The 16,914-nt window shown below is 28.3% G+C and carries 12 protein-coding genes and 3 tRNA genes; 1 reads left to right on the top strand and 14 read right to left on the bottom strand.

All coding sequences use genetic code 11. The features are described from left to right. Positions 1–52 precede the first annotated feature (52 nt). The 13 genes from rplA to ndk form a co-directional block, all read right to left on the bottom strand. Positions 53–751, bottom strand: coding sequence for a 50S ribosomal protein L1 (rplA, locus tag AB4W73_RS01025; RefSeq protein WP_367680598.1), 699 nt, complete (start codon positions 749–751; stop codon positions 53–55). A 4-nt stretch (positions 752–755) separates the two neighbouring features. Next, positions 756–1,184 (bottom strand): 50S ribosomal protein L11, encoded by a 429-nt coding sequence (gene rplK / locus AB4W73_RS01020; RefSeq protein WP_367680597.1) that lies wholly within the window; start codon positions 1,182–1,184, stop codon positions 756–758. A 208-nt stretch (positions 1,185–1,392) separates the two neighbouring features. Then, entirely contained in the window at positions 1,393–1,941 is a 549-nt protein-coding gene (nusG, locus tag AB4W73_RS01015; protein ID WP_367680596.1) for a transcription termination/antitermination protein NusG, read from the bottom strand. 3 nt (positions 1,942–1,944) lie between these two features. Further along, positions 1,945–2,328: a preprotein translocase subunit SecE gene (gene secE / locus AB4W73_RS01010; protein ID WP_367680595.1), complete on the bottom strand. Its 384-nt coding sequence runs from the start codon at positions 2,326–2,328 to the stop codon at positions 1,945–1,947. Positions 2,329–2,525: 197 nt separating this feature from the next. Further along, positions 2,526–2,600, bottom strand: a tRNA-Gly gene (locus tag AB4W73_RS01005). A gap of 25 nt (positions 2,601–2,625) precedes the next feature. Then, positions 2,626–2,710: transfer RNA gene (locus tag AB4W73_RS01000), tRNA-Tyr, on the bottom strand. Between the two features lie 17 nt (positions 2,711–2,727). Beyond that, positions 2,728–2,803: transfer RNA gene (locus tag AB4W73_RS00995), tRNA-Thr, on the bottom strand. Positions 2,804–4,360: 1,557 nt separating this feature from the next. Beyond that, entirely contained in the window at positions 4,361–5,848 is a 1,488-nt protein-coding gene (der, locus tag AB4W73_RS00990) for a ribosome biogenesis GTPase Der (protein WP_367680594.1), read from the bottom strand. Between the two features lie 876 nt (positions 5,849–6,724). Then, positions 6,725–7,378 carry a YfgM family protein gene (locus tag AB4W73_RS00985; protein WP_367680593.1) on the bottom strand — a complete coding sequence of 218 codons (654 nt, stop codon included), beginning with the start codon at positions 7,376–7,378 and terminating at the stop codon, positions 6,725–6,727. A gap of 171 nt (positions 7,379–7,549) precedes the next feature. Then, positions 7,550–8,824 carry a histidine--tRNA ligase gene (gene hisS, locus AB4W73_RS00980; RefSeq protein WP_367680737.1) on the bottom strand — a complete coding sequence of 425 codons (1,275 nt, stop codon included), beginning with the start codon at positions 8,822–8,824 and terminating at the stop codon, positions 7,550–7,552. Between the two features lie 99 nt (positions 8,825–8,923). Next, the gene (gene ispG / locus AB4W73_RS00975) at positions 8,924–10,027 is read right to left on the bottom strand and encodes a flavodoxin-dependent (E)-4-hydroxy-3-methylbut-2-enyl-diphosphate synthase (RefSeq protein ID WP_367680736.1); all 1,104 of its coding nucleotides are present in this window, start codon (positions 10,025–10,027) and stop codon (positions 8,924–8,926) included. Between the two features lie 765 nt (positions 10,028–10,792). Further along, a complete protein-coding gene (locus AB4W73_RS00970) occupies positions 10,793–11,899 on the bottom strand; it encodes a bifunctional tRNA (adenosine(37)-C2)-methyltransferase TrmG/ribosomal RNA large subunit methyltransferase RlmN (RefSeq protein WP_367680592.1) in 1,107 nt (368 codons plus the stop codon). Between the two features lie 167 nt (positions 11,900–12,066). Next, the gene (gene ndk, locus AB4W73_RS00965) at positions 12,067–12,495 is read right to left on the bottom strand and encodes a nucleoside-diphosphate kinase (protein ID WP_367680591.1); all 429 of its coding nucleotides are present in this window, start codon (positions 12,493–12,495) and stop codon (positions 12,067–12,069) included. 1,036 nt (positions 12,496–13,531) lie between these two features. Here ndk and murJ point away from each other — a divergent pair. Then, a complete protein-coding gene (murJ, locus tag AB4W73_RS00960) occupies positions 13,532–15,100 on the top strand; it encodes a murein biosynthesis integral membrane protein MurJ (protein WP_367680590.1) in 1,569 nt (522 codons plus the stop codon). Here murJ and argS read toward each other — a convergent pair. Further along, positions 15,071–16,804 carry an arginine--tRNA ligase gene (argS, locus tag AB4W73_RS00955; RefSeq protein ID WP_367680589.1) on the bottom strand — a complete coding sequence of 578 codons (1,734 nt, stop codon included), beginning with the start codon at positions 16,802–16,804 and terminating at the stop codon, positions 15,071–15,073. The two genes, murJ and argS, sit on opposite strands and share 30 nt — an antisense overlap. Between the last annotated feature and the right edge of the window lie 110 nt (positions 16,805–16,914).

Raw genomic sequence — 16,914 nt, 5'->3', positions numbered from 1 at the left:
AAGCTTTAAACTACATAATTTAATAATTAAATAACTTAATAATCATGTGTTATTACAAAATAACTAGATCGCTTTGATTAATACTAATACCTGCACCCATAGTAGTAGATAAACTAATTTTTTTAATATAAATACCCTTTGTTGTGATAGGTTTAGATTTTTTTAGTGCTAAAATTAAAGATTCTAAATTTTCTTTTAATGCAGCAGTATCAAAATTAGCCTTACCAATAGTAGCATGGATAATTCCATGTTTATCATTACGATAATGAACTTGACCTGCTTTAGCGTTTTTTACTGCTTCTACAACGTTAGACGTTATGGTACCAACTTTAGGGTTAGGCATCAGACCGCGTGGACCTAAAATTTGTCCTAATTGACCAACAATATGCATTGTATCAGGAGAAGCAATGACTATATCAAAGTTTATCTCACCTTCTTTAATTTTATTAGCTAAGTCATCCATTCCTACTAGTTCAGCACCCACATCTTTAGCAGCTTTAGCAGTAGCACCTTGAGCAAATACAGCAACACGTATTGAACGACCAGTACTATGTGGTAGAACAGTGGCACCACGAATGTTTTGATCAGATTTACGCGTATCAATACCAAGATTAATAGCAACGTCTATACTTTCTATAAATTTAGCAATAGCTAATTCTTTAAGTAGAGCAAAAGCTTCATCAATACTATAGTTTTTAGTAACGCTAACTTTATTACGTATTATTTGCATTCTTTTAGTTAGCTTAGTCATTTCATTACCCCTCTATTACTAAGCCCATAGAACGAACTGTACCTTCAATAGAACGCACCATAGCATTAATATTAGCACCTGTCATATCCATAGCTTTAGTCTGTGCGATTTCAAGAATCTGAGCATTAGTTACCTTACCTACTTTTTCTAAGTTTGGCTTACTAGAACCGGACTTGATACCTGCTGCTTTTTTTAGTAAAACTGCAGCTGGTGGAGTTTTAGTTATAAATGTAAAAGAGCGATCAGAATATACAGTAATAATAACAGGAATAGGCAAACCCTTTTCAATACTTTCAGTTCTAGCATTAAATGTTTTACAAAACTCTATAATGTTAACGCCTTGCTGCCCCAAAGCTGGCCCTACTGGCGGGCTTGGATTTGCTGAGCCTGCCGCTACTTGTAATTTAACATGGGCTTGTACTTTTTTAGCCATTTACCATTCCTTAATTTGGGTAAATAATGCCTTATTTATTTAAGGCTTTCCTTGTACTATCTTATTTTACTTATTATGATCAAAAAGTAAGATATTTTATATATTCTTCACTATAGAAAGTGAAAGCTAAATAACAGAAATGAAAGCGCAGAATTCTATTTTAGTTTCACGTTAGTAGCAATACTGAGACACAATATATAGTAGAAAATTAACTTTTTTCAACTTGATTAAAATATAATTCAACTGGAGTAGATCGACCAAAGATAGAAACAGATACTTTAAGACGACTTTTATCATATTCAACTTCTTCAACAATACCACTAAAATCAGCAAAAGGACCATCATTAACGCGAACTGATTCACCTGGTGTAAATAATATTTTTGGTCTTGGTTTATCACCTATTTGTTCTAGACGACACATTATGTTTTCATATTCTTTGTCACTGATAGGAGCAGGATGATCAGAAGTGCCACCGATAAACCCTTGTACTCGAGGTACACTCCTTACTAAATGCCAACTAGCATCATTCATTTGCATATGCACAAGTACATAACCAGGAAAAAGCTTATTCTCACTTTTAACGCGCTGCCCACCTGGGCGTACCTCAACAACTACTTCTGCTGGCACTATTATTTCACCAAAAAGCCCCTCTAAGTTGTGTAATTTTATATGTTCACGTAATGCTACTGCTACACGTTTTTCATGGCCGACAAACGTTTGAACAACGTACCAGCGTTTTCTAGGTGCTTCGGACATTTTTTAAAACCTCAGACTAGTAATAAACGATACCAGACGAACAAGGATACTATCAAGCCCCCAAAGTATGAGCGACATTATAGTAGTTACTGCAGCAACAACTAGGGTAGTTTGCATTGTTTCCTGTCGAGTAGGCCAAATTACTTTACGTATTTCAGTATGTGCTTCACGAGCAAAGGTAATAGTGGCCTTTCCTTTTGCTGTTATTAATACTATAGCACCGGCAATTATAATGATCACTAGTACTACTAACGCACGTAACATCAAAGTAACATCACGGTAATAGTAATTACCTATAACGGCTACAATTAATAATATGACAACAATAGACCATTTAAAAGTTTCTATACCACTATGGCTACTTTGAGCTTTTGTATTTACACTCATAAACTAACCTATTATTTTAAATCAAACAAATCCTAAAGTAATAATTTTGTGATTATATCACATTTATAAAAACAGATCAGTCATCTTTAATTTATCCGTAAACATAAAATAGTTATGGAAAATTAAGAGAAACGACACTAGATTGGTGTATAGGTATATAAAATATGTCTTTTTTGCTAAAAAACATAATATAATCTTGGAGCGGGCAGTGGGAATTGAACCCACATCATCAGCTTGGAAGGCTGAGGTAATAACCATTATACGATGCCCGCAAGTACTTAGTAGAAAAATTAAATTTGGTGGTGGGAGAAGGATTCGAACCTTCGAAGTCTATGACGGCAGATTTACAGTCTGCTCCCTTTGGCCGCTCGGGAAACCCACCTACATTTAAAATCTGAATGGTGCCGGTACCAAGAATCGAACTCGGGACCTACTGATTACAAGTCAGTTGCTCTACCGATTGAGCTATACCGGCATTAAGTATAATATATTCTAAGCAGAATAAAGATACTATACAATAAAAAAAATTATTTTATAAATTTTTTACCTATAAAATTTATAAATATTTATTAAATAGTAATTTATTAAGTTAATTAATACTTTTATACAGTTTATATTTTTATAATAATTTTATGTTTTTTAAAACTTAAATGATAAAAAATTAGAATATTTTATATTACTTTACTAGAAAATAGTAGTTTTATATTCAGAAATATATTCTAAATATTTATTAAATAATCATATATAATATTATGATTATTTAATTTAATTATTCTAATATTTTACATGATAAATAAGTATAGAGTACTTATTTAAAATTCTTTAATTTTTATATCTTTAATTTTTAGTAGTTACTTTGATAAAATTATACAGTCAATGTTAGGAATTTAAATAGACTAAATTTATCTAAATATTAATACTTTCTTATAGTTATCTTCTGATAACTAACATTTTTTTAAAAGATAGTTATGCATAAATATATTATGCTATATTCTGTAATGTAATCATCTAAATATTATTAGATTATAAAATAACTAGTAGGTATTTGCTAAAATATCTACTAGTTATTTAACCTAGACAAGATATAAATTAATTATCAAAAATATATAGAGTACATACAAGAGTATACTATAACATAATTTAAATAACTTAAATAATATTTATTTAGTTTAGTTAAATAAATATCTAACTAAAAAATAAAACTATGGTTAACTTAGTTTTATTTTTTAGTTAGTACTATTCTTTCGTTAGTAATATTACTTTATAATATTAAAATATTAAAATATTTTATTATCTACATAATAATTCTATTCTTAAAGAAGACTCTAATATACTAGAATAAATTATTAGGATAATTAAAATAGTCAATTAATTAATAGAATATACCTATTTATTATAAGTAACAAAAATAATTTTTCTTAAAAATTTATTAAATTTTAATTACAAATAGACAGTACTAGCTATCATGTTATTTTTAATATTTATATTATGATAATTAACACTTTTAATTATAAAATTAATATACTATTATTGATTTTATTACTAATTTATTAAAAATAAATAAGTGATGATAGGTCATTATTTACTATAATATTAGTAGTAATTTACTATATTATTCTTATAAATAAGAATAATATTTATAATTATAATAGTAGTTAATAAAACCTATTCACTAAACTATAAACTAAGTTACAAATTCTTAGTTAAAAACTCTTTTACTATTATACTTATAAATTGATAATAGTTATGTATACTATAACTATTCTTGCTAAGAATAGTTATAGTTGTTAACAATAAATATTGCTAATTGCGTTATTTGAAACAAGTCTTACAAAATTAGCTATATCGTTATTTTTAACTAGGAACTATTAATTGTTAATCATTTTACCACTTAGTTGCAATACAATACAAACCATAATAGGTAAAGAATTGAAAATAATTTAATAGGTACAAATAGATAATAAATTAATTACTCGATTATATAGTGGTTGAGTAAAAAAATAAAATTACATAAACGGATATCATAAAAAATTTATTTAAATAAGCTATTTTTCTTTAAAAAAGATCGTGAGCGTTTATGCTCGTATATTTGATTTGGTTTTAATTTATTATGTTTATCTATAAAAGGATTGTTGCCTTCTTTAAATTGAAGGCGGATTGGCGTTCCCATTACTTTTAATGAACGACGAAAATAGTTCATTAAATAACGTTTATATGTATCAGTTAATTCTGCCACTTTATTACCGTGAATCACTACAATAGGAGGATTATGCCCCCCAGCATGGGCATATTTAAGTTTTACACGACGACCACGAATTATTGGTGGCTGATGTTCTTCTTTTGCCATACGCATAATTCTAGTTAGTAACGAAGAGTTTATTTTTTTAGTTGAACAGTTATAAGCTTCCTGCACTGAAATAAAGAAACTATTAATACCACTCCCCTGTATAGCAGAGATAAAATGAATACGAATAAAATTGATAAAACCAAAACGTAGATTAAACATCTCTTTTATTTTATTGCGATCTTCTAATTTTATACTATCCCATTTATTTACTAGAATTACTAATGAGCGACCACTATTAAAGATAAAGCTCAACAAAGATAGATCCTGATCAGAAACACCATCATGAGCATCAATAATTAATAGTACAACATTAGAATCCTCAATCGCTTTTAATGTTTTAAGCATTGAAAATTTTTCAATAGCTTCTTTAATTTTACCGCGCTTACGTATACCAGCAGTATCAATAAGAATATATTTATGCTTACCACGAAGCATTGGAATATAAATACTGTCACGTGTAGTTCCTGGAATATCATATACTAACACTCTTTTCTCACCTAAAATACAGTTAGTAAGTGTCGATTTCCCCACGTTAGGACGCCCAACAATAGCTAATTTAATTGGTAAATCATGTAGATTAAAATTATTTTCTAACTTTTTTTTATCATATTGTTTTTTTTGTTGAAGCCAATGAAAGGTATTAAATTGTTCTTTAGTTAAAATTGATTTAGATTTTTTAGTAGCAATAAATGTTACCATAACTTTTTCTATTAACTGGATAATACCATGTCCATGAGAAGCTGTAATTGAATGAATCTCACCTAGACCTAATGAGTAAAAATCAGCTATAGCGCTATTAGAATCAATACCATCAATTTTATTAACAAGTAAATAAATATCTTTTTTTTGACTACGTAAATGTTGAGCAATACTTTTATCTGCAGGTATTAATCCCGAGCGGCCATCCACTATAAAAAATATTATATCAGCCTCTTTAATTGCTAATAAAGATTGCCCTGCTATTTGTGTCCTAATATCCTCTTTTGTGTCATCAATACCACCTGTATCAACAACAATAAACGTATGACCTTTTAATTTAGCACGACCATATTTACGATCACGTGTTAATCCTGGAAAGTCAGCAACTAATGCATCATGAGTGTGCGTTAAACGATTAAATAATGTAGATTTTCCTACGTTAGGACGCCCAACTAGTGCTATGATAGGTATCATTTATTGAAGCCTTATAATTTTCACAAGGTAAATATTATTAGGAATCCATGATCTTTTAATTATAGATATAAGCAGTACGTAAAATATATTATTTTTGCTTTATGTAATTAATTTATTACTAATAATGAATAGTATACTAAGAATACTAAACCCATTATCTATCTGCTATTACATTAGTAAATCATATCTTCTTTGTTTAGCTAATTTAAGCATCCTTTACTATCACCAATAACTAGATAAATTATTATTTATGACCAATTAGTTAGATTATAATATAATAAATAGCTTTTATTATAAATAGTTACACAATTATATAATTGTAGCAAGCAATATAATTCATTTTAGTTAGCTAATAATATACTCTAAATATTTAACATATAATTTATGCTTCTTTATTACTAGCATAGATATAAGAATTAGCTATCTTTAGTTATTAACTAGTATTTCTAATTTTCTACTACTAGAAAAATAAATTTTTACTAGATTAATATGCTAATTTATTTACTACTAATTATCTCCATTACCTATATAGAATACTCGATATTTTATCAGTAATAAATTAATTTATACCTTTTGGTGGGGATAATAGAATTATTATTTTATTTTTATTATTAAGTAATAAATGACTACTTAACAATAATTAATATCAATCCTAATAAAAAAATTAATTACATAATTACATAAAAATTCTTTTTTAAAAACTTTTTTAAATTTATTAGGGTTATTAATAATATATTAAAATTATATTTAATATATTTCCTTAAAAAACTATAATGAATATTATAAAGTTATAGCATTTTAGAGTGTAGTAATAATAATTTACAGGCAATATATAAAGATTACGTAATACTAAATTTATAAAATCTAAATATATTATTAGTTACTTAAATTATCTAACTTTAAGTATAATAACATTTGCAATGCCTGGGAAGTATTATATTTGATAGCCTTAATATAAGCAGCACGTGCCGCGATTATATCTCCTTTACCTAATAATAAATCACCACGTATATTTTCAGCAATCGCTATCCAACCTTTGTCTTGTATTTTATTTAGTGTTTTTAATGCTGTATCTAATTTTTTTAAATGTAGCTGTAATCTTGCTAAACGTAAATTAATTAAAGATAATAAATTTTTATCTTTCGTTTGACTTGTAGCAAGGATTAGATACTGCTCTGCTTTATCAAATATTTTTTGTCTAATGAAGTAATTAGTTAATTCTAGAGCAACGAAAATACTATAATTACTATTATTATTTTGAATAAATTTTTCAGCTGTAGCAATATAATTATCTTTGTTAATTAATTTTTTATTACTAAGATCTTTATCATAAGAAAAAAATATTTCACTTAACTCTTGATATGAAAAAGAAGATGTCTCTAATATTTTATTTTGATAGTTTTGCCAATAATACCAACCAATTAAAATACTAATGCTAAGCACTATACTTACAATTAGCATCCTAATATTTTTACTAAATAAATAACATGCTGTATTAGCTTGGTTATTTATATTAGCGTAAATTTTCACGATATATATCCTTATTAAAAACTGTTATAAATCTTTTATACTTATAGTGTTTTAGTTAAGTTATATATAAAAAATAACTTAACATACTTAGTTATTTATTTTTATATAAAGAAAAATACTTTTTATCTATTTTCTTCTTTTAAGCATATTAAAAAGATTTGGAACAAATTATTAAGTTAATAGTGCCATAAGACGCGAAACAACATTAACTAATACTAATGTTTCTTGCTCACCAGTACTAAGATTTTTTAGTAGAATTTGTTTAGTAGCAAGCTTGTCTTTACTAAGAATTAAAAAAAAACGTGCTCCATACTTATTTGCACGAGTAAATTGCTTTGCTAATTTATCACCACGGTAATCAGTCATTAATTTTAAATGAGGCATTACATTACGCAAAGTTTCAGATAATTGTATCGCTATGCTCAAAGTATTTTCACCTAAAACGGCAAAATATAAATCAATTATAGATGCAGTAAAGCAAGGTTGAACCTTTTTAAATAGTAAGGCAAGCCGTTCCAATCCAATAGCAAATCCTACTGCTGGAGTTTCGCGACCACCTAATCGTTCTACTAATGTATCATAACGACCACCAGCACAAACTGTACCTTGCGATCCTAAACTCTTAGTTACCCACTCAAATACTGTACGATTATAATAATCTAATCCGCGTACTAACCGTGGATTAATTCTATATTTAATCTTTGTTTGATCTAAAAGTGTACATAAATCTGTAAAATGCTGTTTTGATTCTTTATCAAGGTATTCAGAAAGTTTTGGGGCATTATCAAGTAGTTGTTGAATATATGGATCTTTGGTATCAAGTACCCTTAATGTATTTGTATACATACGACGTCGACAATCTTTATCTAACTTATCTTGATATGTTTCCAAAAATTTTATTAGTGCTTGACGGTAGGCAGTACGTGCAACTAAAGATCCAATAGAATTCAGCTCAAGTTCAATATGATCCATAATACCTAGTGCTTTCCAGCAACGCGCACTTAGTAGAATTAATTCTGCATCAATACTTGAGTCAGATAAACCAAAAGCTTCTACGCCTAACTGATAAAACTGACGATAACGTCCTTTTTGTGGACGTTCATGACGAAACATTGCGCCACTATACCATAAACGTTGTTGTTGATTATAAAATAAACCATTTTCAATACCAGCACGTACGCAGCCTGCAGTGCCTTCAGGTCGAAGCGTTAAACTTTGACCGTTGCGATCTTCAAAACTATACATCTCTTTTTCTACTACATCAGTAACCTTGCCTATGGCTCGTTTAAACAATGGTGTTACTTCTAATATTGGCAAACGTATTTCACTATAACCATAACTCGCTAATACCTGTTGCAATATACTTTCAATTTTTTGCCATACTATTGTTTCTGCCGGCAAATAATCATTCATACCACGAATAGCCTGAATATTTTCTACTTTTATCACATCTTTTCTCTAAAATAATGGTTTAATCAATTCAATGTTAATAATATTTTTTTAAATTTTTTAATTTTTATATAACAAGCTATCATACTAGTTAATTTAAATATGATTTTTTTTATCTAATATTGCTGCTTTTGCTCTAATTTTAGTCTCAAGTTGATCAATCATATCCTTATTATCAATACGCTCTTTTTTAAGGCGCATACCATCTATAAACAATCCACTTTTATTATGCCCACCAGTTATACCAATCGTTGAAACTAAAGCTTCACCAGGACCATTAACTACACAACCAATAATAGAAACATCCATAGGCACGATTAAATCCTCTAATCGTTTTTCAAGTGCATTCACCGTGCCAATAACATCAAATTCCTGTCGTGAACAAGTTGGGCAAGCAATAAAATTAATTCCTCGTGTCCGAATACGTAATGATTTAAGAATATCAAAACCTACTTTAACTTCTTCTACTGGATCAGCAGCCAAAGAAACACGTAATGTATCGCCAATACCTTCAGAAAGAAGTAATCCTAAACCTATTGCTGACTTCACTGAGCCACTACGTAATCCACCTGCTTCTGTAATACCTAAATGTAATGGCTGTTCAATTTTTGTTGCCAATAAACGATATGAATTTACCGCTAAAGAAATATCTGAGGCTTTAACACTTACTTTAAAATTATGAAAATTAAGATCTTCAAGGATTTTTACATGACGCATAGCTGATTCTACTAATGCTTCTGCTGTTGGCTTACCATATTTTTCTTGAATATCTCTTTCTAAAGAACCGCTATTAATTCCAATACGAATTGGGATATTTTTATTTTTAGCACAATTTATGACTGCACGAATACGATCTATATGACCTATATTACCTGGATTAATACGTAGACAATCAGCACCATATTCTGCCACTTTCAAAGCAATACGGTAGTCAAAATGAATATCTGCTATTAGTGGAATGCTAACTTGTTTCTTAATCTTCTGGAAAGCTTCTGCATCATTCATTGTCGGCACAGAAATACGTACAATATCTGCACCAACACGTTGCAAGGCTAAAACTTGTTTTACTGTTGCAGTAATATCACTAGTATTAGTATTAGTCATCGACTGTACAGTAATAGGAGCGTTATTGCCTATTGGTACTCCACCCACATGAATCCGAGTAGATTTACGACGAATTATGGAGGATGAATTATAAATCACATTTTTTCCTTATATAGTAGAATAATACTAGGCCATTGCTCTAGTTAATAGCAAGGTAAATTGATACTATATACTTTAATAAATTTAGCCAAATCTATACATTTTACTTTAGTATTTAATACTAATTAGACTCATAACTTCAGTGGTTAATTTATAAAGTATTTTGCAAATAAATTTATTATATATCTTTATATATATCTTAGATAATCTATTATTACTATCAATAACTTATATTTGGTGATTTACAGAAAAATTTATAAGAAAGTCACTTTCTAATTTAAATGTATTACACCATATCGTAAATATATATTAAGATATTGTCATAATTATAAAGATTATTTAATTCACTACAATTATCTAAGTGGTGGAATTCTATTATAACTTTATCAGATATTATAATAATAGAGTTATTACTATTAGCACTTATTAAATAATATTAAACGGTAGTTAGTTTTACGTGGTAGTAAGTTTTATTTGGAAGCATATAGTTGATTTGTCATAGCCTTAAATTACTCTGCCTGACTAATTTGATAGTTAAAATAATATTATTCTTAATAAACTTTTGCAAAGTTTAAGTACTTATTATTTTATATATTTAAAACTTATATAGTTTAATAAGAACTAATTATTTTAATTTTAATTTTAATTTCATAAAAGTCTACTCTCTTTGTTATAATAACAAACATAAAAATTTTAATATAAATTATAAAAAATTAGAATAAATTTTATAATATTTAAATTATTTGTAACATTTAAATTATCTTATGTTAATAGTTTTAGTGATAATTCATTTTTTAATGCTCGTTTTGTACGGTCAATTATTACTCCCGTCAATTGACCGCAAGCAGCATCAATATCATTACCACGAGTTTTGCGTATAATAGTAGTAAAACCATACTGTATTAATATTTTAGCAAATTGATTCACACTATTTTTTGAACTACAATTATACATTGCACCCGGGAAAGAATTCCAAGGGATAAGGTTAATTTTGCAAGGTGTATCTTTTAAACAATTAGCCAATTGATGGGCTTGTTCTATTTGATCATTAATACCATTAAGCATGACGTATTCAACAGTAACACGTCCTTTATTAGCATGAGATTTTATTAGATAACGACGTACAGCAGCTAAAAAAGTTGCAATATTATATTTACGATTAATTGGCATAATTTTATCACGGATATTGTCTGTTGGGGCATGTAGAGAAATTGCTAAAGCTACATCAATCATATCACCAAGTTTATCTAAAGCTGGTACAATACCAGAGGTTGATAAAGTAATACGGCGTTTAGATAAACTAAAGCCAAAATCATCCATCATAATTTCCATTGCAGGTACTATATTATTTAGGTTAAGTAACGGTTCTCCCATTCCCATCATAACAATATTAGTAATTGGACGGTGACCACTTGGTTTTAAGGAGCTAATAATTTTAGCTGCACGCCATACTTGACCGATAATTTCTGCAACTCGCAAGTTACGGTTAAAGCCCTGTTGAGCAGTTGAACAGAATTTGCATTCTAATACACAACCCACTTGTGAAGAAATACATAAGGTAGCTCGATTACCTTTTGGTATATAGACAGTTTCAATTTGTTGATCGCCAACTTTAATTGTCCATTTTATAGTACCATCTATTGAGCGTTGTTCTTGTACTACTTCAGGCGCGCTAATTTCTGCCATTTGTTGTAGTTTAGTACGTAACACTTTATTGATATTAGTCATATGCTCAAAATTATCATAACAATAGTGGTATATCCATTTCATTACTTGGTCGGCACGAAATGGTTTTTCTCCTATTTGGATAAAAAATTCACGTAATTGTTGGCGATTTAAATCAAGTAAATTAATTTTAGCTCTAATCATAGTGATAATCTTAATCCATCAAGATAAAAGTATTTTATTGTATAAAATAGGAGATAAAATAAATTATTTAAGTATATAGTTTTTAAGTATAAATATGAGTACTTTTATATAGTATTTTATTAAATGTTAAAGAAAAAATAATTTATTTAAAGTAAAAATATTACAAATTAGTTATATGAGAAAATTTCATTCTCAGTAAAAAAATAAGAAATTTCACGTTGAGCTGATATTATTGTATCAGAACCATGCACTACATTAGCGGTAATATTATCAGCAAAATCAGCACGTAGTGTACCTGCTAGTGCTTGACTTGGATCGGTAGCACCTATCATATTACGGTAACGCTGCACTATATTTTCACCCTCTAGAACCTGGAGCATTATTGGTCCCGAGGTCATAAATATAATTAACTTACTAAAAAATGGACGATTTTTATGTTCTACATAGAAACCTTCTGCTTGATCTTGAGTTAAATGTAGCATTTTTGCTGCAATAATTTTACATTTAGTCATTTTTAAACGCGTATAAATAACGTTAATAATATTTTTAGAAATAGCATCTGGTTTAATTATAGATAAGGTACGCTCAATAGCCATAACAACCTCTATTTGTTTTGTAAAGAACTTATTATAATTATTTCTTTGAAATTTAAAGTATTTGGAGTATGTTATAAAAATTATAATTAAGTAATATATAATGCCGATAAATAATAAGTTTATAAGAAGTCTGCATTTAATAAATATTAAGAAAAAATTAATTATATATTAAATTTCTAATAAAACCTGTTGCTTGATATGATAATTTAGTAGCCTGTTCAAAATAGTTATTTATCAATATTATTTTTATAAGGTTTATTAAAAAATCTATATGTTACTTAACAGTTAATGGTATTGGTTTATATTTTATAGTAAATTAATTTAAAGATTTTAGCTTAAAGCTTAATGTATAATATAAAAACAATCTATTTATGTATAGTACCAAGATAACTTAAAAAGTTCTCTAAGTTTTATATAATTACCAAAAAATAAGTACTAGTATATACGTAAATAGTAATACGTTTTGGATAAAATATATAAATCTGAGATATTAAATCAAATAAATTAAATCTTATAAACATGTAATAAAATTACCACTAAATAGATATATAAAATATCATGTATCTTATTTATTTTATAGATCTTAATTCTATTAAATATAAATATAATTAAGTTAAAATATTTTATAAAAAGGCTAATATAATATTATTTTCTATTTTTTTATAACTTTATTTAAATTAGTTATAATACTATTATTATAGAATAATTTACATATTAATTAAACTTAGATTTTTTAATTTACTTTTTATACTATTATTCTGCTACAAATATTTATTAATTTTTTCTTCTTACTAATACAGTACTATATTACATAAATAACTTGTATGTAGTGATCATATATATTATTATTAGTATAATAACTATATAAAATCATTTATTTATCATTATCTTAGTCCTATTAAAGATATATTTAATTAATACAATAATTAGATAATTATTGTATTATAGTGAATTTAATTTTATTAAATAATTTTTTTATTTTATCATAATTAATTATTTAATAAAATTAAAGTTTTTTACACTAAATAGAAAAAATATGAATTTATTAAAGTCATTAATAACTGTTAGTTCTATGACTCTGTTTTCACGTATATTAGGTTTTGCTCGTGATGCTGTTATAGCAAGAATATTTGGCGCAGGAGTTGCTACTGATGCATTTTTTGTTGCATTTAAATTGCCTAATTTATTACGCCGTATTTTTGCTGAAGGTGCCTTTTCGCAGGCTTTTGTGCCTCTCCTCGCTGAATATAAAAACCATAAAGGAAAAGAAGCAACACGTGATTTTGTGGCTTATGTTGCTGGATTATTAACTTTAGTGTTAATTGTAATTACACTACTAGGTATATTAGTGGCACCTTGGATTATTTTTATTACCGCTCCTGGATTTATTAATACGGCAGATAAATTTATATTAACTTCTTCATTATTACGTATTACTTTTCCTTATATCTTATTTATTTCTCTTTCTTCATTAGTTGCTGCTATTTTAAATACTTGGAATCGTTTTTCTGTCCCAGCTTTTACCCCTATTTTTTTAAATATTAGCATGATTTGTTTTGCCTTGTTTGCTACTCCTTATTTTTATCCACCAATTTTAGTTTTAGCATGGGCAGTAGTGTTAGGTGGTGTACTGCAATTAGGTTATCAATTACCCTATTTAAAAAAAATTAATATGTTAGTTTTACCGCGATTAGATCTACGTAATACTGATATTTGGCGAGTAATAAAGCAAATGGCACCGGCTATTTTTGGTGTTTCTGTTAGCCAAATTTCGTTAATCATTAATACTATTTTTGCTTCTTTTTTAGTGTCTGGCTCGGTTTCTTGGATATATTATGCTGACCGTTTAATGGAGTTTCCAGCTAGTATATTAGGGGTAGCATTAGGTACTATTTTATTGCCTACATTAGCTAAAAGTTTTTTTGTTGGCAATAATGATGAGTATTCTTGTTTAATGGATTGGGGTTTACGGCTCTGTTTTTTACTAGCGCTACCAAGTACTATTGCTTTAGGGATTATAGCTAAACCTCTTACAGTAGCATTATTCCAGTATGGTAACTTTAGTGCGTTTGACGCACTGATGACTCAACACGCATTAATATCTTATTCTATAGGCTTGATAGGATTAATTACAGTAAAAGTACTAGCTCCAGGATTTTATTCGCGGCAAAATATTCAAACACCTGTTAAAATTGCTGTAGTTACCTTAATTATAACACAAATAATGAATTTAATTTTTGTTACACCCTTGCAACATGTTGGATTATCACTATCTATTGGATTAGGAGCATGTTTAAATGCTAGTTTATTATACTGGCAATTACGTAAACAAAAGATTTTTTATCCACAACCTGGTTGGTTACTATTTATATGTAAATTATTAATTGCAGTATTTATTATGTGTATAATATTATTAATAGTATTAGGATTAATGCCGCCTTGGGATAATGGTAGCATGATGTATCGATTATCACGCTTATTCTTAGTTATACTAGTTGGTATAGGATCGTATTTTTCTGTATTAGGATTATTAGGCTTTAGACTACGTGATTTTATATATTATAATATTTCTAAATCACATTCGCTCCACTGTCTGGATCCCTAGGGTATCTAAACCTTGTTTTAATGTTTTAGCTGTAAGCAATGCAAGTTTAAGACGACTATGACATGTTTGTTTATTAGTTGCATTTAAAATAGGACAGTGTTCATAAAAACTTGAAAATAAAACAGCAAGATTATATAAATATATACACATAACATGTGGTGTACCATCACGCGCTACTATGGTAATAGTTTCTTCAAATTGTAATAAACGTGTTGCTAATATTGCTTCGCAATCTTCATTAATAACAAGTGGCATAGTAAGGCTAGTTTCATCGATTGCAGCACGTTTAAATATAGAAATAACACGAATATAAGCATATAACATATAAGGTGCAGTATTACCATCGAAAGTAAGCATATTATCCCAATTAAAAATGTAGTCAGTAGTACGATTTTTAGATAAATCAGCGTATTTTACTGCTCCAATACCAATAGTATTAACTAATTGTTTTAATTCTTCAGCTGGCATATCTAGATTTTTTTCGCGAATTAATTTATCTGCTCTCTTAATAGCTTCATCTAAGAAATCAGCTAGTTTAATATTACCGCCAGTACGGGTTTTAAGAGGCTTGCCATCCTTATCTAACATCATTCCAAACATATGATGTTCTAGCGACACTGATTCTGGTATATAACCAGCTTTACGTGCGATATTCCAGGTTTGCATAAGATGTTGATGTTGACGGGAGTCAGTATAATAAAGAATTCGATCTGCGTTAAGAGTTTCACAACGATATTTAACGCAGGCAATATCAGTAGTTATATAAAGATAACCGCCATCTTTTTTTTGAATGACAACAGCTTTTGTCTTACCAGCCTTATTTTTGTGTTCATTAAAAAACACCATGGTTGCACCTGTATTCTCTACTGCTATCCCTTGGGCTTTTAAATCTGCAACTATGCCTGGCAACATTGGATTATATATACTTTCTCCCATGATATCATTTTTAGTTAGAGTAACATGCAAACGATTATAAGAAATCTGATTTTGCGTCATGGTAATATCAACTAACTGCCGCCATATTTTACGACACTGTTCATCACCTACCTGTAATTTTACTACATAAGCCCTTGAACGTTGTGCAAATTCTTCATTTTCATCGTAGTTTTTTTGTGCAGCACGGTAAAATACTTCTAGATCAGATAATGTCATATCATCAAGGTTATTATGCTGCACTTTTTCTAGATAAGCAATTAACATACCAAACTGAGTCCCCCAATCACCTATGTGGTTAGCGCGAATAACGTTATGACCAAGAAATGTTAAGGTACGGACAATAACGTCACCAATAATAGTAGAACGTAGATGACCAACATGCATCTCTTTAGCTACATTAGGGGATGAATAATCAACAACCACAGTTTGTGGCAATACTGAGGCAATACCTAGTCTTTTAGGTGCTATTAATATTTGATCAATCTGCATTGCTAACCATTGACGATTAAGAAAAATATTAATAAAACCAGGTCCTACTATTTCTATTTTACTAGTAACATCCTTAAGATCAATAAAGTTAATAACTTTTTTAGCTAATTGTCGCGGTGGTATAGCTAATATTTTAGCAATAGCCATTATGCCATTAACTTGATAATCACCAAACTGTGACTTAGCTGATTGACGGATCTTGGCATCACTATCTATGGGTGCACCTGCCATGATTAGTGCTTTACTGATTTTATTGGATAGAAGAGCTTGAATGTTCATCAAGTTGCCTTAATCTAAAAAGTTGGATAGTAACTCTAATATTTAGTATAGAGTTATATGATAAAGAGTTATATAACAAAACACTCTTTTATGTAGATTTAAATGTATAT

Source organism: Candidatus Fukatsuia anoeciicola, from assembly GCF_964059965.1.
GTDB lineage: Bacteria > Pseudomonadota > Gammaproteobacteria > Enterobacterales > Enterobacteriaceae > Fukatsuia > Fukatsuia anoeciicola.
Note: the sequence above shows the minus strand (reverse complement) of the source record. Positions and strands in the feature narration are given on the sequence as shown.

Coding starts and splice junctions, on each gene's coding strand:
- rplA (WP_367680598.1), bottom strand. CDS start 751: ATGACTAAGCTAACTAAAAGAATGCAAATAATACGTAATAAAGTTAGC.
- rplK (WP_367680597.1), bottom strand. CDS start 1,184: ATGGCTAAAAAAGTACAAGCCCATGTTAAATTACAAGTAGCGGCAGGC.
- nusG (WP_367680596.1), bottom strand. CDS start 1,941: ATGTCCGAAGCACCTAGAAAACGCTGGTACGTTGTTCAAACGTTTGTC.
- secE (WP_367680595.1), bottom strand. CDS start 2,328: ATGAGTGTAAATACAAAAGCTCAAAGTAGCCATAGTGGTATAGAAACT.
- der (WP_367680594.1), bottom strand. CDS start 5,848: ATGATACCTATCATAGCACTAGTTGGGCGTCCTAACGTAGGAAAATCT.
- AB4W73_RS00970 (WP_367680592.1), bottom strand. CDS start 11,899: ATGATTAGAGCTAAAATTAATTTACTTGATTTAAATCGCCAACAATTA.
- ndk (WP_367680591.1), bottom strand. CDS start 12,495: ATGGCTATTGAGCGTACCTTATCTATAATTAAACCAGATGCTATTTCT.
- murJ (WP_367680590.1), top strand. CDS start 13,532: ATGAATTTATTAAAGTCATTAATAACTGTTAGTTCTATGACTCTGTTT.
- argS (WP_367680589.1), bottom strand. CDS start 16,804: ATGAACATTCAAGCTCTTCTATCCAATAAAATCAGTAAAGCACTAATC.